The organism is Micromonospora lupini (assembly GCF_026342015.1).
GTDB lineage: Bacteria > Actinomycetota > Actinomycetes > Mycobacteriales > Micromonosporaceae > Micromonospora > Micromonospora lupini_B.
This window is the reverse complement of sequence record NZ_JAPENL010000002.1, coordinates 5,001-24,137: the sequence shown is the minus strand read 5'-3', so window position 1 is coordinate 24,137 and position 19,137 is coordinate 5,001. Positions and strand designations below refer to the sequence as shown.

The following is a 19,137-nucleotide window of genomic DNA, read 5'->3' as shown; positions in this document are numbered from 1 at the left end:
GGGCAGGATGAGGAGATGGCCGAGCCGCACGACCTGACCGCGTTGGAGCAGGCCGCCGCGATCGCCCGCGGCGAGCTGACAAGCGTCGACCTGGTCGAGCACTGCCTGGGCCGGGTGGCGGCCCTCGGCGACACCGTGGGCGCGTTCGTCACCGTCACACCGGACCTCGCCCGGCAGGCCGCGCGCGCCGCCGACGCCGCGCCCGTCGAGGAGCGCGGCCCTCTGCACGGGGTGCCGACCGCGATCAAGGACCTCACCCTCACCGCCGGGGTGCGCACCACCTTCGGCTCCGCGGCGTTCGCCGACTTCGTCCCGCCTGTCGACGCCGACGTGGTCCGGTTCATCAAGGCCGCCGGCCTCGTCAATCTCGGCAAGACGACCACCTCCGAGCTGGGCTGCTCGCTCTACTCCGAGGGCCGCGTCGCGCCGCCGGCCCGTAATCCGTGGCAGCTCGCGTACACCGCCGGTGGGTCCAGCGGCGGCGCGGCGGCGGCGGTCGCGGCCGGGCTGGTGCCGATCGCCCAGGGGTCCGACGGCGGCGGCTCCCTGCGCATCCCGGCGTCGCTCTGCGGTCTGATCGGCTACAAGCCCAGTCGCGGCCTGGTCTCCGGCGGGCCGCTCGGCTCCGGCGCGTTCGGGCTGCCCACCAGCGGCCCGCTCGGGCGGACCGTCGCCGACGTCGCCGCGCTCCTCGACGTCATGGCCGTGCCGGTGCCCGGCGAGCCCTACCTGCCGCCGCCCGCGCCGCCCGGGGGATACCTGGCCGCCGCCCGCCGGGCCGAGCCCGGCCGGCTGCGGATCGGCCGGTTCACCACGCCGATGCTCGCCGACGAGCCGGTGCACCCCGACTGCGTGGCTGCCGTCGACCGAGCCGCCGCCCTGCTCACCGCCGTCGGCCACGAGGTGGTCGAGGTGCCGCCGCCGCTCGGGCCCCAGGCGTGGCCGCTGTTCGAGATCATCTGGTACGTGTTGGCGCTGGCCCCCGTGCCCCCGCACCGCGAGGCGGAGCTGCTTCCGTTGACACAACTGCTCCGGGCCCGGGGCGCGACGGTCTCCGCGGGCGCGCTGGCCGCCACCCTCGGCGAGCTGCAGGCACAGGTCCGCCTCGGCGCCGCCCGCACCGCCGGCTGCGACCTGCTGCTCTGCCCTACCCTGGCCACACCGCAGGCACCAGTCGGCTGGTTCACCGCAGACGGCGACCCGGCGGCCGATTTCGACAGGCAACGCCGCTTCTCGCCCTACTGCGCCATCTTCAACGTCACAGGCGATCCCTCCGTGTCCCTGCCAGTGGGCGCGACGACCGACGGGCTGCCCGTCGGGGTGCTCCTCACCGGCCGGTACGGCGACGACGCGCGGCTCATCGCGACCGCTGCGCAACTGGAGCACGCCAGTGACGGATGGGATCGGCACCCCGCAATCTGGCGGGCCGTCGACTCCGCTAACGTGAATGGTGACGGAGCTGGCCGGTCGCCATCATGATCGTCCATCCGACCCGATTGTTCGAGGTCCTTCTTCCGCCTGGGGGCGTTGGGATTGTCTGTTACCGAGACGTTGCTGGTCTTCGTCGGCATCCCGGTGGCCGCGGTGCTGGTGATCGCCGGCCTGGCGTACGCGGGTAGCCGTGGTGGTAGCGCCGGTGGCGGTGGTGGCGCCAAGCGCTACCGGCCGGGCCGGCCCTTCGACTTCACTCCGGTCTGGTTCCTTGGCCGCCCGGAGCAGCTGGCCGACTCGGCCGGCACCGCGCTGGCCGCGGGAGCGCAGGCACCCGCGCTGACCAGCCACAAGCTAGAGCAGGCCAGCGTCGAGGCGCCGGCCGGTGGAACCGGAGGCGCAAGTGACCGTTGGTGAGAAGCAGACCGGGACGGACAATCCGCCCGAGGTGCTGGACGGGCCGTTCTCGACCCGCCAACTGCTGCGCATCGACGAGGCCCTGCGCCTGGCCGACCAGGGCACCGGCCTGGTCTTCTCGGTGTTCGTCGGCGGCCTCGACGAGCCGATCCGTGAGCACGCCCAGCGGCTGCACCGCCAGCTCGCCGAGCCCGACAAGTCGGTGCTGATCGCCGTGTCGCCCAACCAGCGCCAGTTGGAGATCGTCACCGGGCGGCACGCCCGCAAGCGGATCCCCGACACGTACGCCAAGCTGGCGGCGCTCTCCATGGTCGGCGCGTTCAGCGGCGGCGACCTGGCCGGCGGCATCATCAACGGCCTCGACCAGTTGGCCAGCCACGCCGGCAAGGGCTGACCCCTCGTACGACGAAGCCCGGCCCGCTCTTCAGCGGGCCGGGCTTTCACGTGTCAGCGGGGCCAGGCGCTCGGGTCCAACCTCATCGTCCATGGCTCGTCCACGGTCACCGCGTCGTCTGGACCGATGGTGCCCAACAGCTCGTAATGGTCGCCCTCGCCGAGCCGATAGCGGTAGATGATCGGGCCGAAGTCGCCCCGTTCCACCCGCCAGTAGTGCGGGATGCCCTTCACCTCCTTCCGCAACATAATGGCCCGGGCCGGCGTGGGCTCGCACCCACGCCGGCCCGGGCCGCGTACTCGCTGGTCAGCTCTGCTCGGCGTCCTTCGCGCGGGCCTTGAGCGCCCGCAGCACACCGTCGCGGCCCTCGGCGACCAGTCGGCGCAGCGGGCCAGGGTTGCCGTCGCCTGCCAGCCACGCGTCGGTGGCCGCCACCGTGTCGTCCTCCACCAGGTAGGTCGGGTACGCCAACTGGGCGAACTCCTGCGCCGGCTCGCTGTCCCGCGTGGCCCACACCTGGCCGATCGCCGCGAAGTACTTCTCCCGGTACGGGGTGACCAGCTCCACCTGCGCCGGGTGGGCGAGGCCCTGCAACAGGGCCCGGTGCCGCCAGTTCGGCAGCGCGTCCGGGCCGGTCAGCAGCGCCCACACGGCAGCCTTGTTCTCCGCGGTCGGCACCAGCGCGTGGGCGTACGCGGCCTCCCGCTCGCCGCTGGCGGTGCGGTCGCCGGCCAGTTCCGCCTCGATCTCGGCGGCGCCGGCCGCGCCGTTGGCCACCAACGCCCCGAGCACCGTCCAGCGCAGCTCGGTGTCCACGGTCAGCCCGGCCGGAGCGCCGGTGCCGTCCAGCCAGCCGCGCAGCGTGGCCAGGTCCTCCTCGGACCGGGCGGCCGAGGTGTACGCCCGGGCCCAGGCCAGCTGGAAACCGCTGCCCGGTTCGGCGGCGGCGAGCGCGTCCTTCGCCGTGCGGGCCACCCCCGCCCAGCCGGTGGGCGCCCAGGCCGGGTCGGCGTAGAGGGTGAGCGCGGTGGTGGCCTGGCGCAGGGTGGCGGTCACCAGGTTGATGTCGGTCTCCGCGGACAGCCCGGCCAGCACCAGCGCCACGTAGTCGCGGGTCGCCAGCTCGGCGTCGCGGGTCATGTCCCACGCGGCCGTCCAGCACAGGGCACGGGCCAGCGACGAGTCGAAGCCGCCGATGTGCTGCACCACAGTGGCCATCGACCGGTCGTCGAGGCGCAGCTTGGTGTAGCTCAGGTCGTCGTCGTTGAGCAGCAGCACATCGGCCGCCCGGACACCGCGCAGGTCGGCGAGGTCGGTCCGCTCGCCTGTCACGTCCACCTCGTACCGCTCGCGGCGGACCAGCCGCCCGTCGGTCAGGTCGTACAGGCCCACGCCGATGCGGTGGGTGCGCAGCGTCGGGTACGCCGTCGGCGCCTCCTGCCGGACGACCACCTGCTCGTACGTGCCGTCGGCGCCGATCGTCACCTCCGGCCGCAGCGTGTTGACCTGCGCGGTCTCCAGCCACTGCGCCGCGAACTTGCGCAGCTCCCGGCCCGAGGCCGTCTCCAGCTCGGTGAGCAGGTCGTCGAAGGTGGCGTTGCCCCAGGCGTGCTTGCCGAAGTACGCCCGCAGCCCGGCCACGAACGGCTCCTCGCCCACGTACGCGACGAGCTGCTTGAGCACGCTCGCGCCCTTGGCGTACGTGATGCCGTCGAAGTTGACCTCGACGGCCTCCATGTCCGGCATCTCGGTGTAGACAGGGTGCGTGGAGGAGAGCTGGTCCTGGCGGTAGCCCCAGTTCTTGCGGATGGACAGGAACGTCGTCCACGCCTCGGTGAACCGGGTGGCGTTGGTGTTGCACCAGTGGCTGGCCCACTCGGCGAACGACTCGTTGAGCCACAGGTCGTTCCACCAGCGCATGGTGACCAGGTCGCCGAACCACATGTGGGCCAGCTCGTGCAGGATCGTGTTGGCCCGCTGCTCGTACTCGAAGTCGGTGACCTGCGAGCGGAACAGGTAGTGCGACTCGGCGTGCGTGACGCAGCCGAAGTTCTCCATCGCGCCGGCGTTGAAGTCGGGCACCCACAGCTGGTCGTACTTGGGCAGCGGGTAGCGGACCCCGAACTTCTCGTGGAAGAAGTCGAAGCCCTGCTTGGTGATGAGGAACAGGTCGTCGGAGTCCAGGTACTGCGACATGGACGCCCGGCAGAACACGCCCAGGTCGATGCCGTCGTGGCTGTCGCGCACCTCGTGGTACGGGCCGGCGCACAGCGCGGTGATGTACGTGCTCATCCGGGGCGACTCGGTGAAGTGCAGGGTCTTGAGCCCCTCGTCGGCCGGCTCCTCGCGCTGCACGGGCATGTTGGACACGACCCGCCAGTGCCCCGGCACAGTCGCGTGCCAGGTGTAGACGCTCTTCAGGTCGGGCTGGTCGAAGCAGGCGAACACCCGTTGCGCGTCGGCCGTCTCGAACTGGCTGTAGAGGTACGTCTCGCCGTCCACCGGGTCGACAGTGCGGTGCAGGCCCTGCCCGCTGTTGGAGTAGGCGAAGTCCGCGTCGACGACCAGGGTGTTGTCAGTGCCCAGCCCGGACAGGGTGAGGCCCTTCTCGGCAGACCAGTCGGACAGGTCCACCGCGGCGCCGTTAAGCGTCGCGGACCGCACCGACTCGGCGGCCACCTCGATGAACGTGCTCGCTCCCGATTCGCCGCAGCGGAACCGGACCTCGGTCGTCGACCGGAAGGTGCGGTTGTCGGCCGCCAGCACGGCGGTCGACAGGTCCAGACTGATGTCGTACCCGGTCACCTCGAGCAGGCGGGCCCGCTCGGTCGCCTCGACCTGCGTCAGGTTACGCACTCCCGGCACTGTTCGTCTCCATCCCACGTCTCGCCGTACGCCCGGCGGCGCCCGTCTGCCGACCGCTCGTGACGTCCGGCCCGATCCGAGTCTTCCACGGACGGGCAGCAAGCGGTGGCCGAGGTCACGCTCTCATTCAGGTGCCGGTCGATGGGCCGCGGGGTGAGGATCGGAGGAGACGTCGGACGTCCGGCGTCACCCGTCGCGAAGGGACCTCACCGTGACCGATCGTGTCACCGCCGACATGTGGTTCGACCCGGCCTGCCCGTGGGCGTGGATCACGTCCCGCTGGCTGCTCGAGGTCGAGCAGGTCCGTGACGTGGACATCCGCTTCCACGTGATGAGCCTGGCCGTGCTCAACGAGGGCCGGGACGAGTTGCCCGAGGATTACAAGACGTTCCTGAGCACCGCCTGGGGTCCGGTACGGATCTGCATCGCCGCCGAGCAGCGCTACGGCAACGACGTGCTCCGCAAGCTCTACACGGCCCTCGGCACCCGCATCCACCTCGGCAAGGAGGAGCGGGGTCAGGAGCTCTACGTCGCCGCGCTGACCGAGGCCGGGCTGGACCCGGCGCTTGCCGACGCCGCCGAGAGCACCGAGTACGACGAGGCGCTGCGGGCCAGCCACGAGGCAGGTATGCGGCCGGTGGGCCAGGACGTGGGCACCCCGGTCATCCACGCGCCCGGCCCGGACGGCACGCCTGTCGCCTTCTTCGGCCCGGTGATCACGCCGCGACCGAAGGGCGAGGCCGCGGGCCGGCTCTGGGACGGCGTGCTGCTGGTCGCCGGCACGCCGGGCTTCTACGAGCTCAAGCGCACCCGCGACCTGGGCCCGATCTTCGACTGAGCAACTAGCGCACGCGCCCCCGTCCGGCCACCGTCTCGTGGACCGGGCGGGGGCGCGTCTCGTCGGCGGCGGGTACGCCTCGCGGTCACTGCGTCACCGCTGGGCGGGGGGCGTCGTTTCCCTCGGTGTCCGCCGCAGCGACCCGCTGGGCCGCACCCGCAGCTCGTGGAGGCAATCCCGATGGCCAAGCACCGTGCGTCCGGTGACGATCAGTCGACCCGACAGGGGGTGATCGAGACTCCCGGCGCGGCGTACTGGTCGGTCGACGACTCCCGCTGGCCGACGGTCCGCCCGGACCTTCCCGCCCACGTGGTGGACCTGCTCGCCCCGCCCATCGTGGTCGGCGTGGCCCGGGTGCCGGTCACCTCGCGCCTGACGCCCACACCTGTCACACCGGTGACGACGACACCTGCCGTGTCGGCGACGACGCCCGTCGTACCGATGCCTGTCGTACCGATGCCTGTCGTGCCGATGTCTGTCGTACCGACGCCTGTCGTGCCGATGGCGCCGGCCGTGTCGACGGCAGAGGACCCGGTCGTACCGCCGTCCGTGGAACCCGTCGCGGTGTCGGCGGCCGCGCCGGCCGAGCCAGCCCCGCCCCCGCCGGCGCCCGCCGCCCCGCGTCCCGTGCCGACGCCGCCGCTGAACCCGCGACCCGTTCCGGCGCCACCGCCGGAACCGCGTCCCGTGCCGGGACCGCCCGCCGCGCCCCGGCGCAACGCCGTCACCGGACCCGCAGTGAACGGCCGGCGCGGCAACTCCGGACCGGTCGTCGCCGGCCGGCACCGGCGGCACAACGGCGCGTCCGGTCGCGCCGGCTGACCACCACGCCGCGGCCCGACACTTTCATCTGGTGGACGCCGCGCGGGTCCCCGTCGCCCGCGCCGTCGCCGCCGGTAGCGTCAGTGGGCATGACTGTCGTGCATCCGATCGCCCGGGCCTGGATCACCACTGGCGGCACCGGCGCGCAGAACTACGACGAGTTCGCCGACGACGCGGAGATCACCGCGATCATCGAGGCGAACCCGCACAGCGCCCTCGGCATCGAGATGCCGCATCGGGCGCCCGGCAGCCTGGGCACGTCCTTCCTCGACGCGTTGCCGGACTCGGTGGCGCGCCTCGCCGAGGCCAAGGCCGACGGCAGCTACACCCCCGCCGAGCAGGTGGTCGTGCTGTACCGGATCAGCGCCCCGGGCGAGGAGACGGCGTACGGGCTGTTCGCGATGGTGGACACCGACCAGATCTCCACCCGCGCCGACGAGCCGGGCCTGGTCATCCGCAACGAGGACGTCTTCATCGCAAAGGTGCGCGAGCGCGTCGCGCTGGCCGAGGCGCTGGGTCACCTGCTCTCACCCGTACTCCTGCTGCAGACCGGGAGCGGCGACGAGCTGCACGCCGCGCTCGCGGCGGCGACCGACGCGGCCGGGGCGCCCGCCGCGACCGACACCGACCAGGCGGGGCGCACCCACGCCATCTGGCTGGTCGGCCCCGGTCCGGAGCAGGATGCGTTGACAGGTCTCGCCGGTGGCGGCGAGCTGGTCGTCGCCGACGGCAACCACCGCAGCCTGGCCGCCCAGACCGGCGGGTTGTCGCGCTTCCTGGCCGTGGTGACCACGCCCGCGTCGGTGGCCATCCAGCCGTACAACCGGCTGGTCAGCGAGCTGACCACCACGCCTGGCGAACTGCTCGACCGGTTGCGCGCGGCGGGGGCCGAGGTCGAGCCGATCGACGGGCCGGTCGAGGTCCCGGCGGCCGGCGGCACCGTCCACCTGCGGCTGGCCGGCGAGGGGTACGCGGTGCGCCTGCCCGCCACCGCCGACGCCCGCCTGGAGAACCTGGACCACGCCCTGGTCGAGCGGCTGCTGCTGCGCGACGCCCTGGGACTGGACCCGGGCGACAAGCGGATCACCTACGTGGGCGGCGACTACCCGGCGAGCTGGCTCACCGGTGAGGTCGACGCCGGGCGGGCCGAGCTGGCAGTCCTCATCGCGCCGGTGACCGTGGCCGACTTCGTCGCGGTGAACCTGGCCCGGGAGAAGATGCCCCGCAAGAGCACCTGGTTCACCCCGAAGGCGCGCGGCGGCCTGGTGGTCGCCGAGCTGCCGCGCTGAGTGACCTCCCCGCACGACCGTGTGACGAACCCGGCTCTCCGACGCCGCCCCTGCGGCGTCGGAGAGCGCGGCCTGACAGACTGCCCGGTATGCGCGTCTACCTGGGATCCGATCACGCCGGTTTCGAGTTGAAGGTGCACCTGGCCAACCACCTGGCCAAGCAGGGGTACGACGTGGTCGACGTCGGCCCGCACAGCTACGACCCGGACGACGACTACCCGACGTTCTGCCTGCACACGGGTGACCGGGTGGTAGCCGACGAGACCTCCCTGGGGGTGGTCATCGGCGGGTCCGGCAACGGCGAGCAGATCGCCGCGAACAAGGTCGCCGGCGTCCGCGCCGCGCTGGCCTGGAGCGTCGAGACGGCTCAGCTCGCCCGCCAGCACAACGACGCGAACGTCGTCGCGGTGGGCGCCCGTCAGCACACCCTGGACGAGGCCACCGGCATCGTCGAGGCGTTCCTGAACACGCCGTTCTCCGGCAACGAGCGGCACGCCCGCCGGATCATCCAGGTCGCCACGTACGAGCAGACCGGGGAGCTGCCCGACCTGCCCTGACCCGGGCTGCCGCCCTCAGCGCGGCGAGCGGGGCAGATCCTCGCGGGGCACCCAGTTGCGGCGGACGACCACCACCCGGGCCTCCGCCTCGGCGAGATCGTCGTCGGTGGGCCGGGCGGCGTCCCGGGCCCGCAGCGCGGCGGTCAGCCCCACCTGGGACGAGCCGGAGCCGACAAGCCCCCGCAACCCCCGCTCGCCGTCGCGGTCGTCGCCGCCGGGCCCCCGACGTCGTGGCGGCGGCTCCACGCCGTCGTGTACGCCGGCCGTGCTGACCGTCGAACCGTCGGCGGTCGCCGCCTGGTCGGAGTCGGGCTGGTGGCGTAGTCGTCGCCTGCGTCGCTCCGGATCACCCATCAGCCGACCGTACCTCGCCAGGTGTGGATTTCGGCACGTCGTGCCGGGTTCGCGCCGGACGGCGGTCGGCGACCGATTTGCCGGCTGGCTACCCTCGGATTCGGGCGGTGGTGTCGCCGCCGGTCAGGGGGAGGACGAGATGGCAGACCAGACGCAGCCGTGGGCGGAGCGAACCGTGGAGGTCCCACCGCAGGCAGGCGTCGGGGTGCCGCCGCAGCGGGACGGCTTCCGCCGGGGTGTCGCGCCGGTGGGTCAGCCGCGCACCCCGCGGACCGAACCGTTCCCGGTGGTGCAGCAGGAGCCGACCGGCACCGGCTGGCCGGACGAGCCGGCGCCGCGGCGGCCGTTGAGTTGGCGGCTGGCCCAGCTGCGTCGCGGCGGCGAGTGGAGCGCGGCCGGTGGCCTGTTCGCGTTCGTCTGCTGGGGGATCTGGGCGCTCTCCGGCGGGGGCAACCTGTCCGGCCCGCTGCTGGTGCTCGTGTTGAGCCTGTTGGTGGCGGTCGGCCTGTTCGCGCTGGCCCGGGTGATCGGCCGGCTGGTGCTGGAGCGGCAGCTCGGGCGGGTCCGGCGCAGCGCGTGGGGCGCGCACCTGGCCACCGCAGTCTTCCTCGTCGGTCTCGGCGTCGCCTGGCTGCAGCAGACCGAGTGGGTCGTCTCGGCCTGGAACTGGGTCACCTCGAACTGACCGGGGCGCGCACGGGCGGGCCGGCCAGCGCCGCCCGCCCGTGCGTCCGTCGCGGGACACCGCGACACCGGTCGTCTCCCCACCAGGCAAGGCCGCTGCTTACCCGGCCGGCCACGGATCATCCGTGGCCGGCCGCCGCGTCCGCCGTTCGGGTCTGCCCGACCCGCGGTGGTCAGCGGTCGCTGGCATGCCCCGCGGCGTCGGCCCGGGGCGAGACGACCCGGGCGGCAGGCTCCTCGGCGGCGGCGTGGTCGCGGGGCGGAGTTGCCGGAAGCGGAGTACAGCACGTCGGCGACCGGGCCGGTCTGCGACGGCCACGAGGTGCGGTACCTCGGGTCGCGGGCCGCCCCGGCGCAGTGGTTGACAACGTATCGATGCCTGTCAAGGAATCTGATCGGTAAGGGTGACGTAAGCCCCTGGACCCCGTTGGCCGACATCATTGCCACAGACGCCACCAACGAGGGGACTGGTCGATGAGTCGACTGCGGAGAAGTCTGGGCTTCCTGATCGTGTTGACGACCGGTCTGGCCACCGTGCCGGCCGCCGCGACGGCAGCCGCCGCGCTGCCCACGTACACCTTCATCGACCTCGGCACACTCGGTGTGCCGAGCACCGGGGAGCCGCCCAGCAGCGACGGATCCGCCCTCAACAACGCCCGCACCGTGGTGGGCCACTCCACGATCGACGGAATCTACAACTTCCACGCGTTCGCCTGGTCCGACGGGGCGATGAGCGACCTGGGCGCGCTCTACGTCAACACGTACAGCGCGAGTTCCGCCGAGGCCATCAACGAGCAGGGTGTCGTCGTGGGGGCGACCCATGTCAACGCGACGGACCCCCCCACACGCCTTCCGGTACTCCGGCGGCGGCATGACCGACCTCGGCACCGGCTACGGCGCGGGCAGCGGAAGCGCGGCGTACGACATCAACGAGGACGGCGTGGTGGTCGGCAGCCGGTTCGAGAGGCAGGGGGCGCCGACCCGGGCGGTCGTCTGGCGTGACGGCAGGGTCATCGACCTGGGCACGCTCGGTGGCCAGGCAGGGCCGTGGGGCACGGACAGCATCGCCTACGGGGTGAACGGCTCCGGGCACGTCGTGGGCGGTGCCGCTGTGCCGAGCGGCGGCCTGCACGCCTTCGTCTGGAAGGGTGGCGCGTTGACGGATCTCGGCACCCTGGGCGGCGTCACGGAGTCCACGTACGCCCGGGACATCAACGACCGGGGCCACGTCGTCGGTGTCTCGCAGAACACCAGCGGCGAGATGCACGCGACGCTCTGGCGCAACGGCACGATCCGCGATCTCGGATCCCTCGGCGGCAACTACTCCGAGGCGCGCGCTGTGAACGAGGCCGGCCAGGTGGTGGGCCTCGCCCGGACCAGCAGCGACCAGTTCTACAACGAGCGGGCGTTCCTCTGGCAGGGCGGCCGGATGATCGACCTGAACAAGAGGGTCAGGAACCTCCCCCCGACGGTGACGCTCCGCTCCGCCGAGGACGTCAACGACGACGGCGTCATCGTCGGCTTCGCCTGTCCCATCGCCTGTGACGAGGGTGGCGACGCCGCGCGGCGGGCCTACCTTCTCGTGCCAACGAGCTGACCGACGGGTCTTCGTCCTGCCTGGGGGCTACATCTGCAGCGGGCGACGACAGCGCGTCGCTGGTGCGGGCCCATCGCCAGGGCGGCCGTGCGGCGCGTCGACACCGACGCACGGGCGCACCACCGGGCGGCGGTCACCGGCTACCGATCCCCGCACCGGCGGTCGTCCGCGACGCCACCACGGCGCTACGGCCCGTCGCGGCAACGTCGCCGGCGGAGCTGCCCTGGCGGCTGCTCGCTGAATCGCGGGTGAACTGCGACGCGCGAGCTATCGGCTGCCCGCCAGGGGACCGGTACCGGTGCTCACGACCGTGGACGAGACCGTCGCCGCCGCCCGACGCGCCGTCGCGGCGTTCGCCGAGCACCACTCACTCTTCGACGACATCGGCTTCCCGAGCCGGCAGTGGGCATGACCTGCCGGCTCGAAACGCGGGCGGCACGTGGATCGAAGATGAGGAAGGCCCAGGTGCCGCGACGCGGTCTGCCTGGGCCTTCGTCGGTGGAGCGGGCGACGAGAATCGAACTCGCGTAGTCAGTTTGGAAGACTGAAGCTCTACCATTGAGCTACGCCCGCGTGCACCCCGCCGAGCGGGACGCCCTACAGCGTACCCAATGCCGGTTCCCGACGTGTAACCGCGCCACCGCCTGGCGACGGCCCGGGGCGGTGGCGTCGCGTCCCACCGCCCAAGATCCGCACAACGTCGGGGAAACAGTGGCGTCCCGGCTCGCCGATACCCCTACATCCCCGACGTTGCGCGGATCTTGGAGCGAGGGAGCGAGGGAGCGAGCCGCGAGTGCCTCTTTCGGTATTTCCGGGTGATCTGTCCGGGTGGGGGACGCCCCGACACTGCCTGGGGCGCGGCGACGGCATAGACTGCACGTCGCCACGGGGTGTGGCGCAGCTTGGTAGCGCACTCGCTTTGGGAGCGAGGGGCCGTGGGTTCAAATCCCGCCACCCCGACTGTCGTCAGCGTCCGGGTCGCCCCGGGCGCTAGCAGCCGGCCGCGCCGGCTCGCCTACACTCGATGGGCCAATCGAAGGCCCAGAATCACAACCCAGATCCGTCAAGGAGTACGCCTGTGAAGAGCACCGTCGAGACTCTGAGCCCGACGCGCGTGCGGCTCGCCATCGAGGTGCCGTTCGTCGAGCTCGAGCCGAGCCTCAAGAAGGCGTACCGGGAGATCGGTTCGCAGGTCCAGGTCCCGGGCTTCCGCCGGGGCAAGGTGCCGACCGCGGTGATCGACCAGCGGGTGGGCCGGGGCACCGTCCTCAACGAGGCGGTCCAGGACGCCATCCCGGAGAACATCCTCGCCGCGGTGCGCGAGCACGACCTGAAGACGCTGGGGCGCCCCGAGGTCGAGATCACCGAGTTCAACGACGGTGACTCGCTGAACTTCACCGCCGAGGTCGACGTCCGCCCGGAGATCACCCTGCCCGACGCGAGCACCATCGAGGTGACAGTCGACGAGCTGCAGATCGACGAGAGCGAGATCGACGAGCAGGTGAAGAACCTGCGGGAGCGGTTCGCCACCCTCAAGACTGTCGAGCGGGCCGCCGCCGAGGGCGACTACGTGCAGATCGACCTGAACGCCACAGTCGACGGCGAGGACGTGCCGGGCGGCCAGGCGAGCAACATCTCCCACGAGGTGGGCAGCAAGCAGCTCCTGCCGGGCCTGGACGAGGCCGTGGTCGGTCTCGCCGCAGGCGACGACACCACCTTCACCACCCAGCTGGTCGGCGGCGACTTCGCCGGCCGGGACGCCGACGTGGCGGTGACCGTGCGCACGGTCAAGGAGAAGGAGCTGCCGGAGCTGAACGACGAGTTCGCCCAGATGGCAAGCGAGTTCGACACGATCGAGGAGCTGCGCGGCGACCTGCGGGGGCGGGTCACCCAGGGCAAGCAGGTCGAGCAGATCTACGCCGCCCGGGACAAGGCCCTCGCCCAGCTGGTCGAGGCCGCCGAGGTGCCGGCGCCGGAGGGTGTCGTCCGCGAGGAGGTCGAGAGCCGCAAGCAGGCGATGGTCGACCAGCTGGAGCGGATCGGCGCCTCCCTCGAGGAGTACCTGGCCGCCGAGGAGAAGACCGAGGAGCAGATCGACGCCGAGCTGACCGAGGCGGCGACCGAGGGCGTCAAGGTGCAGCTCCTGCTGGACACGCTCGCCGACGCGGAGGACGTGCAGGTCTCCGACGACGAGTTCGGTCACGAGATCGTGCACCGGGCGCAGCGCGCCGGGATGGCCCCGCAGCAGTACTACGACCAGCTGGTGCGCTCCGGCGCGGCGGCCGCGGTCTTCGGCGACGTGCGGCGGGGCAAGGCCCTCGCTGCCGTCATGGAGCGCATCTCGATCAAGGACTCGGCCGGCAACGAGGTCACCCTTGACGCGCTGCGCGCCGCCAACGAGGCAGAGCACAACCACGAGCACTGATTCGTCGGGTGCGGCCGCCGTCCGCCGCTGCGCGGTGGGCGGCGGCCACACTCTTTCCCGGGTACGCCCGGAAGCCCGCGCCGCGGGTGCGCCCGACGCAACTGCGCTGAGAGCGAACAGTGCCCCGACCGGGACTCTGCCGCCCCGCACAGCGGTTAGTGTCGGGAAAGACGGTACGGAGAGCGAAGGGCTGCCATGACCGACATGCACATCCCCAAGAAGTCGCTCCGGGCGATTGACGCGCGCGGTGGCGACTCCATTGGCAACCTCGACGACTCGGTCTACAACCGGTTGCTCAAGGAACGCATCATCTTCCTGGGCAGTGAGGTGACCGACCAGGTCGCCAACCGCATCTGCGCGCAGCTGCTGCTGCTCGCCGCGGAGGACCCGGACCGCGACATCAACCTGTGGATCAACTCGCCGGGTGGCTCGGTCTACTCGGGCATGGCGATCTACGACACCATGCAGTTCATCGACAACGACGTGTCGACAGTGGCGATGGGCATGGCTGCCTCGATGGGGCAGCTGCTGCTCTGCGCGGGCACCAAGGGCAAGCGTTACGCCCTGCCGCACGCTCGGATCATGATGCACCAGCCGTCCGGTGGTCTGGGTGGCACGGCGTCCGACATCGCCATCCAGGCGGAGCAGATGCTCTACACGAAGCGGATGTTCCAGGAGCGCGTCGCGCACCACACCGGCCAGAGCCAGTCGCAGATCGAGGCGGACTCGGACCGGGACCGTTGGTTCACCGCCCAGGAGGCCATGGACTACGGCTTCATCGACAAGGTGATCATCGGGGCCGCTCAGGTTCCGGATGGCGCCGGGACCCTGAGCTGAGGAGCTGACGATGACCGATCTGAGCTTGCCGCCCCAGTTCGCGGCCGTGCACAACCGCTACGTGCTGCCGTCGTTCGTCGAGCGCACGTCGTACGGGGTCAAGGAGTCGAACCCGTACAACAAGCTCTTCGAGGACCGGATCATCTTCCTCGGTGTCCAGGTGGACGACGCGTCGGCCAACGACGTGATGGCCCAGCTGCTGACGCTTGAGGGCACCGACCCGGACCGCGACATCATCATGTACATCAACTCGCCGGGTGGCTCGTTCACCGCGATGACGGCGATCTACGACACCATGCAGTACGTCCGTCCGGACATCCAGACGGTCTGCCTCGGGCAGGCCGCCAGCGCGGCGGCGGTGCTGCTGTCGGCGGGCACCGCTGGTAAGCGGATGGCTCTTCCGAACTCGCGGATCATCATCCACCAGCCGGCCACCGAGGGCGGCTACGGGCAGGGCTCGGACATCGAGATCCAGGCCCGGGAGATCCTGCGGATGCGGACGCAGCTGGAGGACATGCTCTCCCGCCACTGCAACCGCCCGATCGAGCAGGTTCGCAAGGACATCGACCGTGACAAGATCATGACGGCCGAGGAGTCCAAGGAGTACGGGTTGGTCGACACGATCCTGACCAGCCGCAAGAAGGGTCTGCTGGCGACCCACTCCGCCAGCTGAGCAATACCGGGTCAGAGGTTGGCCGGGGCGCCCGTTCCCGGCCGACCTCTGACACACCCGTTTTGGGGGTCGGAGAATGCCCCGCCAGCGGGTAACGTCGGGTCCGTACCGCTTCGCCGGTTGAGCCGGCGGGGTGAAACAAGCCGGGCGGCGCGCAGCGCCCGCAGGTCAGGGCCGGGTCTCCGGCCGATGAGTGCAGGGAGAACGTAGGTGGCACGGATCGGTGACGGCGGCGACCTACTGAAATGCTCCTTCTGCGGCAAGTCGCAGAAGCAGGTCAAGAAACTCATCGCGGGCCCAGGGGTCTACATCTGCGACGAGTGCATCGATCTCTGCAACGAGATCATCGAAGAGGAGCTGGCCGAGTCCGGCGAGGTGAAGTGGGAAGAGCTTCCCAAGCCGATGGAGATCTGCCAGTTCCTCGACAACTACGTCGTGGGGCAGGACCAGGCCAAGAAGGCGCTCGCCGTCGCGGTCTACAACCACTACAAGCGGATCCAGGCAGAGGCGGCCAACGCGCCGGGCTCCGGCAGTGACGCCGTCGAGCTGGCCAAGTCCAACATCCTGCTGCTCGGCCCGACGGGCTGCGGCAAGACCCACCTCGCGCAGACCCTCGCGCGGATGTTGAACGTGCCGTTCGCCATCGCCGACGCCACCGCGCTCACCGAGGCGGGCTACGTCGGCGAGGACGTGGAGAACATCCTCCTCAAGCTGATCCAGGCCGCCGACTACGACATCAAGCGCGCCGAGACCGGCATCATCTACATCGACGAGGTCGACAAGATCGCCCGTAAGTCCGAGAACCCGTCGATCACGCGGGACGTCTCCGGCGAGGGCGTGCAGCAGGCTCTGCTCAAGATGCTCGAAGGCACGGTGGCCAACGTGCCGCCGCAGGGCGGGCGCAAACACCCGCACCAGGAGTTCATCCAGATCGACACGACAAACGTGCTGTTCATTTGTGGTGGCGCCTTCGCCGGTCTCGATCAGATCATCGAGTCCCGCACCGGTCAGGGCGGCACCGGCTTCGGCGCCCGACTCCGGTCGGTCTCCGACCGGTCGACCGATGACATCTTCAGCCAGGTCATGCCGGAAGACATGCTCAAGTTCGGGCTCATCCCCGAGTTCGTCGGCCGACTGCCGGTGATCACCAATGTGCGCAGCCTGGACCGGAGCGCCCTCGTGCGCATCCTCACCGAGCCACGCAACGCCCTGGTCCGCCAATACCAGCGTCTCTTCGAGCTGGACGGCGTCGAGCTGGAGTTCGACCAGCCGGCGCTTGAGGCGATCGCCGATCAGGCCATGCTGCGCGGCACCGGGGCCCGTGGCCTGCGGGCCATCATCGAGGAGGTCCTGCTCTCCGCGATGTACGAGGTGCCGAGCAACCCCGACGCCGCCCGGGTGCTGATCACCCGTGAGGTCGTCCTGGAGAACGTCAACCCGACAATCGTTCCGCGCGAGTTCACCGGGCGTCGGGCCCGGCGGGACCGCGAGGAGAAGTCGGCCTGATTCTTCCCCGCGTCACGCCGGCCGTTCACTACTGACGCGGCCGGCGTGACCGTGTGCGGCGGTCCCACTCGCCCGACGGGGTGACAGTGACCATCATCAGCCGGGTCGGTTCCGCCGCGTCGTTGCGGTAGCCGTGCTCCCGGTCGGCGTGGAACTCGATCGTGTCGCCGGCCCGGATGGCGTGGTCCTGCCCGTCGACGGTGACGATCACCGCGCCGGTGAGGACGTGCAGCACCTCGCGGGTCCCGCGGGGATGGTCGGCGGAGCGGTGCCCTTCCCCGGGCTCCATCCGCCAGTCCCACAGCTCGACCAGGTCGGGCTCGCCCAGCCCGCTCAGCAGGTGGCCGGTGCCGCCGTGTTCGCCCTGCCAGAGCACTGGTGCCTCGGCCGTGGAGCTGATCCGCACCGTCCGCTCCTCGTCCGGCTCCAGGAGACGGGCGATGTTGACGCCGAACGCGTCGGCGACCCGGCACAGCGTGCCGACGCTGGGGTTGGTGCGCGCGCTCTCGATCTGCACGAGCATCGCCTTGCTCACCCCGGAGCGGCCGGCCATCTCCTCGAAGGACCAGCCCCGGGCGGCGCGCAGTTCCCGTACCTGCCGGGCCACGGCGGCGGTCACCGCGCCCACCCGGCCACCTGTGTCGGTCATCAAACTATCCCTTGCGGTCACTATTGTGGTACGACAGTGGCATGCTACCCATCCTCCTGGCAGCGGTTTCCGCGATCGCGTTCGGCACCGCCGACTTCTCCGGAGGCAAGGCGTCCCGCCGGGCGGACCCGATCGCGGTGACAGTGGTCTCCCAACTGCTGAGCGTCCCCCTGCTGGTCGCTCTGGTGCTTGTGGTGCCCGGGACGCCGACAGTCGCCGACATCGCCTGGGGGCTGCTCGCCGGGGTGGCCGGCGCCGGCGGCGTCATGCTGCTCTACCGGGCCCTCGCCGGCGGAATGATGGCAGTGGTGGCACCGGTCACCGCGATCACCGCCGCGGTGGTGCCGATCGTCGCCGGCCTGTTCACGTCGAGCTTCCCCGGCGGGCTGGCGCTCACCGGCGCCGGCCTGGCAGTGGTGGCGATCGCCCTGGTCAGCCTGGGCGAAGGGGGCGGCGGTTCTGGCGCTTCCGGGCGGCTGGTGGGCCTGGCCCTCGCGGCCGGCGCGCTCTTCGGCGTCTTCTTCACGCTGCTCGGCCAGGCCGGCGAGAGCGCCGGCATGTGGCCGGTGGCGGCGGTCCGAGCCAGCTCGATCGCCTTCGGCCTCATCCTCGCCGCCGGCACCGGGGTGCGGCTCCGGCTCGACCGGCGGGTGCTGGGTTGGGCGGCCGTCGCCGGCCTGCTCGACAGCGCCGCCAACGCGCTGTTCATGGCCGCCGCCGCGCGGGGTCACCTCAGCATCGTGGCGGCGGTCGCCGCGCTCTACCCCGCCAGCACGGTGCTGCTCGCGCTCGCCGTCGACCGGGAACGACTGCGGCCGGTCCAGATCGCCGGCCTCGGGTTCGCCGTGGGGGCGCTGGTGCTGGCAAGCATCTGACGCTGTCCGCGCCGGCCGTCCCGGCCGTACTCTGGGCCCATGCGCGTCGCCGTCTGCCAGCTCAACGCCCGGGATGACCGCAAGGCCAACCTGGCCGCCGCCGAGGTGCTGCTGGAACGCGCCGCCGACGGCGGCGCGGACCTCGCCATCCTTCCGGAGTACGTCGACTATCTCGGCCCCGCGGCCGGTCTGCCCGAGCCGGAGCCGGTCGACGGGGAGGTGGGCGGCTTCTTCGCCGGCGTCGCCCGACGGCTGGGCATGTGGGTGGTGGCCGGGTCGTTCCACGAGGCCGGCCCGGACCGGGAGCACACCTGGAACACGTCGCTGGTCTTCGACCGCGCCGGCAGCCTGGCCGCGAGCTACCGCAAGATCCATCTGTACGACGTGGAGATCCCCGGCCGGGTCTCCTACCGGGAGTCGGCGACCGTCGCGCCCGGCGTCCAACCCGTCGTCGTGGACGTGGAGGGTCTCCGGGTCGGGCTGTCGATCTGTTACGACCTGCGCTTCCCGGAGCTGTACCGGCGGCTCGCCACCGAGGGCGACGCCCACCTGCTGGTGGTTCCGGCGGCGTTCATGCTGCACACCGGGCGGGACCACTGGGAGGTCCTGTTGCGGGCCCGGGCCATCGAGAACCAGTGCTTCGTGGCGGCGGCCGGTCAGACGGGCGACCACGAGCCCGGCCGCACGTGCTTCGGACGCAGCATGGTTGTCGACCCCTGGGGGACGGTCCTCACGCAACTGCCGGACGGCTCCGGGGTGGCCGTCGCCGACCTGGACCTCGACCGGCTCGCCGCGATCCGGGCCGAGCTGCCCAGCCTGGCCAACCGCCGGCTCTGAGCGCTCAGCCCTCCAACAGGACGCCTATCGTCGCGAGGCCGGCGATGACCACGGCGGTGACCAGCAGAGCGGTGGTCATCCGGGATC

The 19,137-nt window shown here is 71.5% G+C and carries 21 protein-coding genes and 2 tRNA genes (1 of these 23 cut by a window edge); 17 read left to right on the top strand and 6 right to left on the bottom strand.

The features are described from left to right. The first annotated feature begins 15 nt into the window (after nucleotides 1-15). From OOJ91_RS14870 to OOJ91_RS14860, 3 genes are read left to right on the top strand one after another with little or no spacing between them, the layout of a single operon-like run. Nucleotides 16-1,479 (top strand): amidase, encoded by a 1,464-nt coding sequence (locus tag OOJ91_RS14870; RefSeq protein WP_266245497.1) that lies wholly within the window; start codon nucleotides 16-18, stop codon nucleotides 1,477-1,479. Nucleotides 1,480-1,527: 48 nt separating this feature from the next. Further along, a complete protein-coding gene (gene ctaJ / locus OOJ91_RS14865; RefSeq protein ID WP_439117066.1) occupies nucleotides 1,528-1,848 on the top strand; it encodes an aa3-type cytochrome oxidase subunit CtaJ in 321 nt (106 codons plus the stop codon). Continuing rightward, complete coding sequence (locus OOJ91_RS14860) at nucleotides 1,835-2,242, top strand: DUF5130 family protein (protein ID WP_266245495.1); 408 nt, start codon at nucleotides 1,835-1,837, stop codon at nucleotides 2,240-2,242. Before ctaJ ends, OOJ91_RS14860 begins: the two co-directional genes overlap by 14 nt. Before the next feature lie 53 nt (nucleotides 2,243-2,295). On the opposite strand, the gene OOJ91_RS14855 is transcribed toward OOJ91_RS14860, so the two are convergent. Beyond that, nucleotides 2,296-2,475 (bottom strand): hypothetical protein, encoded by a 180-nt coding sequence (locus tag OOJ91_RS14855; protein WP_266245492.1) that lies wholly within the window; start codon nucleotides 2,473-2,475, stop codon nucleotides 2,296-2,298. 73 nt (nucleotides 2,476-2,548) lie between these two features. Further along, nucleotides 2,549-5,098 carry an aminopeptidase N gene (pepN, locus tag OOJ91_RS14850; protein WP_266245489.1) on the bottom strand — a complete coding sequence of 850 codons (2,550 nt, stop codon included), beginning with the start codon at nucleotides 5,096-5,098 and terminating at the stop codon, nucleotides 2,549-2,551. 220 nt (nucleotides 5,099-5,318) lie between these two features. On the opposite strand from pepN, the gene OOJ91_RS14845 reads away from it, so the two are divergent. The 4 genes from OOJ91_RS14845 to OOJ91_RS14830 all read left to right on the top strand — a co-directional run bounded on the left by OOJ91_RS14845 (nucleotide 5,319) and on the right by OOJ91_RS14830 (nucleotide 8,613). After that, nucleotides 5,319-5,945: a mycothiol-dependent nitroreductase Rv2466c family protein gene (locus OOJ91_RS14845; protein WP_266245486.1), complete on the top strand. Its 627-nt coding sequence runs from the start codon at nucleotides 5,319-5,321 to the stop codon at nucleotides 5,943-5,945. Nucleotides 5,946-6,125: 180 nt separating this feature from the next. Continuing rightward, nucleotides 6,126-6,767 (top strand): hypothetical protein, encoded by a 642-nt coding sequence (locus OOJ91_RS14840; protein WP_266245485.1) that lies wholly within the window; start codon nucleotides 6,126-6,128, stop codon nucleotides 6,765-6,767. Nucleotides 6,768-6,856: 89 nt separating this feature from the next. Beyond that, nucleotides 6,857-8,056, top strand: a complete 1,200-nt coding sequence (locus OOJ91_RS14835; RefSeq protein ID WP_266245482.1) for a DUF1015 family protein — start codon at nucleotides 6,857-6,859, stop codon at nucleotides 8,054-8,056. 89 nt (nucleotides 8,057-8,145) lie between these two features. After that, complete coding sequence (locus tag OOJ91_RS14830; RefSeq protein ID WP_266245480.1) at nucleotides 8,146-8,613, top strand: ribose-5-phosphate isomerase; 468 nt, start codon at nucleotides 8,146-8,148, stop codon at nucleotides 8,611-8,613. Between the two features lie 15 nt (nucleotides 8,614-8,628). Here OOJ91_RS14830 and OOJ91_RS14825 read toward each other — a convergent pair whose 3' ends face one another. Next, the gene (locus tag OOJ91_RS14825) at nucleotides 8,629-8,967 is read right to left on the bottom strand and encodes a hypothetical protein (RefSeq protein WP_266245477.1); all 339 of its coding nucleotides are present in this window, start codon (nucleotides 8,965-8,967) and stop codon (nucleotides 8,629-8,631) included. A gap of 139 nt (nucleotides 8,968-9,106) precedes the next feature. Here OOJ91_RS14825 and OOJ91_RS14820 point away from each other — a divergent pair, with 139 nt between their 5' ends. From OOJ91_RS14820 to OOJ91_RS14810, 3 genes are all read left to right on the top strand, one after another. Further along, the gene (locus tag OOJ91_RS14820; RefSeq protein ID WP_266245475.1) at nucleotides 9,107-9,652 is read left to right on the top strand and encodes a hypothetical protein; all 546 of its coding nucleotides are present in this window, start codon (nucleotides 9,107-9,109) and stop codon (nucleotides 9,650-9,652) included. A gap of 473 nt (nucleotides 9,653-10,125) precedes the next feature. After that, nucleotides 10,126-10,653 carry a hypothetical protein gene (locus tag OOJ91_RS14815; RefSeq protein WP_266245472.1) on the top strand — a complete coding sequence of 176 codons (528 nt, stop codon included), beginning with the start codon at nucleotides 10,126-10,128 and terminating at the stop codon, nucleotides 10,651-10,653. Next, nucleotides 10,592-11,248, top strand: a complete 657-nt coding sequence (locus OOJ91_RS14810) for a hypothetical protein (protein ID WP_266249680.1) — start codon at nucleotides 10,592-10,594, stop codon at nucleotides 11,246-11,248. Before OOJ91_RS14815 ends, OOJ91_RS14810 begins: the two co-directional genes overlap by 62 nt. Nucleotides 11,249-11,747: 499 nt before the next feature. Here OOJ91_RS14810 and OOJ91_RS14805 read toward each other — a convergent pair. Beyond that, nucleotides 11,748-11,821, bottom strand: a tRNA-Gly gene (locus OOJ91_RS14805). A 313-nt stretch (nucleotides 11,822-12,134) separates the two neighbouring features. Here OOJ91_RS14805 and OOJ91_RS14800 point away from each other — a divergent pair. The 5 genes from OOJ91_RS14800 (at nucleotide 12,135) to clpX (ending at nucleotide 16,689) form a co-directional block, all read left to right on the top strand. Then, nucleotides 12,135-12,208: transfer RNA gene (locus OOJ91_RS14800), tRNA-Pro, on the top strand. Nucleotides 12,209-12,326: 118 nt separating this feature from the next. Beyond that, a complete protein-coding gene (gene tig / locus OOJ91_RS14795; RefSeq protein WP_266245469.1) occupies nucleotides 12,327-13,673 on the top strand; it encodes a trigger factor in 1,347 nt (448 codons plus the stop codon). A 195-nt stretch (nucleotides 13,674-13,868) separates the two neighbouring features. Further along, complete coding sequence (locus OOJ91_RS14790) at nucleotides 13,869-14,510, top strand: ATP-dependent Clp protease proteolytic subunit (protein WP_007464111.1); 642 nt, start codon at nucleotides 13,869-13,871, stop codon at nucleotides 14,508-14,510. 10 nt (nucleotides 14,511-14,520) lie between these two features. Next, complete coding sequence (locus tag OOJ91_RS14785; RefSeq protein ID WP_007464109.1) at nucleotides 14,521-15,183, top strand: ATP-dependent Clp protease proteolytic subunit; 663 nt, start codon at nucleotides 14,521-14,523, stop codon at nucleotides 15,181-15,183. Between the two features lie 210 nt (nucleotides 15,184-15,393). Further along, nucleotides 15,394-16,689 carry an ATP-dependent Clp protease ATP-binding subunit ClpX gene (gene clpX / locus OOJ91_RS14780; RefSeq protein WP_266245456.1) on the top strand — a complete coding sequence of 432 codons (1,296 nt, stop codon included), beginning with the start codon at nucleotides 15,394-15,396 and terminating at the stop codon, nucleotides 16,687-16,689. A gap of 28 nt (nucleotides 16,690-16,717) precedes the next feature. Here clpX and OOJ91_RS14775 read toward each other — a convergent pair whose 3' ends face one another. Beyond that, the gene (locus OOJ91_RS14775) at nucleotides 16,718-17,338 is read right to left on the bottom strand and encodes a helix-turn-helix domain-containing protein (protein WP_266245453.1); all 621 of its coding nucleotides are present in this window, start codon (nucleotides 17,336-17,338) and stop codon (nucleotides 16,718-16,720) included. 41 nt (nucleotides 17,339-17,379) lie between these two features. On the opposite strand from OOJ91_RS14775, the gene OOJ91_RS14770 reads away from it, so the two are divergent. Together OOJ91_RS14770 and OOJ91_RS14765 are read left to right on the top strand one after the other, a co-directional pair. Beyond that, nucleotides 17,380-18,213: a DMT family transporter gene (locus OOJ91_RS14770; protein WP_266245451.1), complete on the top strand. Its 834-nt coding sequence runs from the start codon at nucleotides 17,380-17,382 to the stop codon at nucleotides 18,211-18,213. A 39-nt stretch (nucleotides 18,214-18,252) separates the two neighbouring features. Further along, nucleotides 18,253-19,050 (top strand): carbon-nitrogen hydrolase family protein, encoded by a 798-nt coding sequence (locus OOJ91_RS14765; protein WP_266245450.1) that lies wholly within the window; start codon nucleotides 18,253-18,255, stop codon nucleotides 19,048-19,050. Between the two features lie 4 nt (nucleotides 19,051-19,054). Here the strand turns inward: OOJ91_RS14765 and OOJ91_RS14760 are convergent, their stop codons facing one another. Beyond that, on the bottom strand, nucleotides 19,055-19,137 hold the end of the coding sequence (locus OOJ91_RS14760) for a hypothetical protein (protein WP_007464098.1). 142 nt of this gene lie beyond the right edge of the window; 83 of the gene's 225 nt are visible here — the last part of the coding sequence; the start codon falls outside the window, past its right edge — the gene reads right to left on this strand; the stop codon is at nucleotides 19,055-19,057.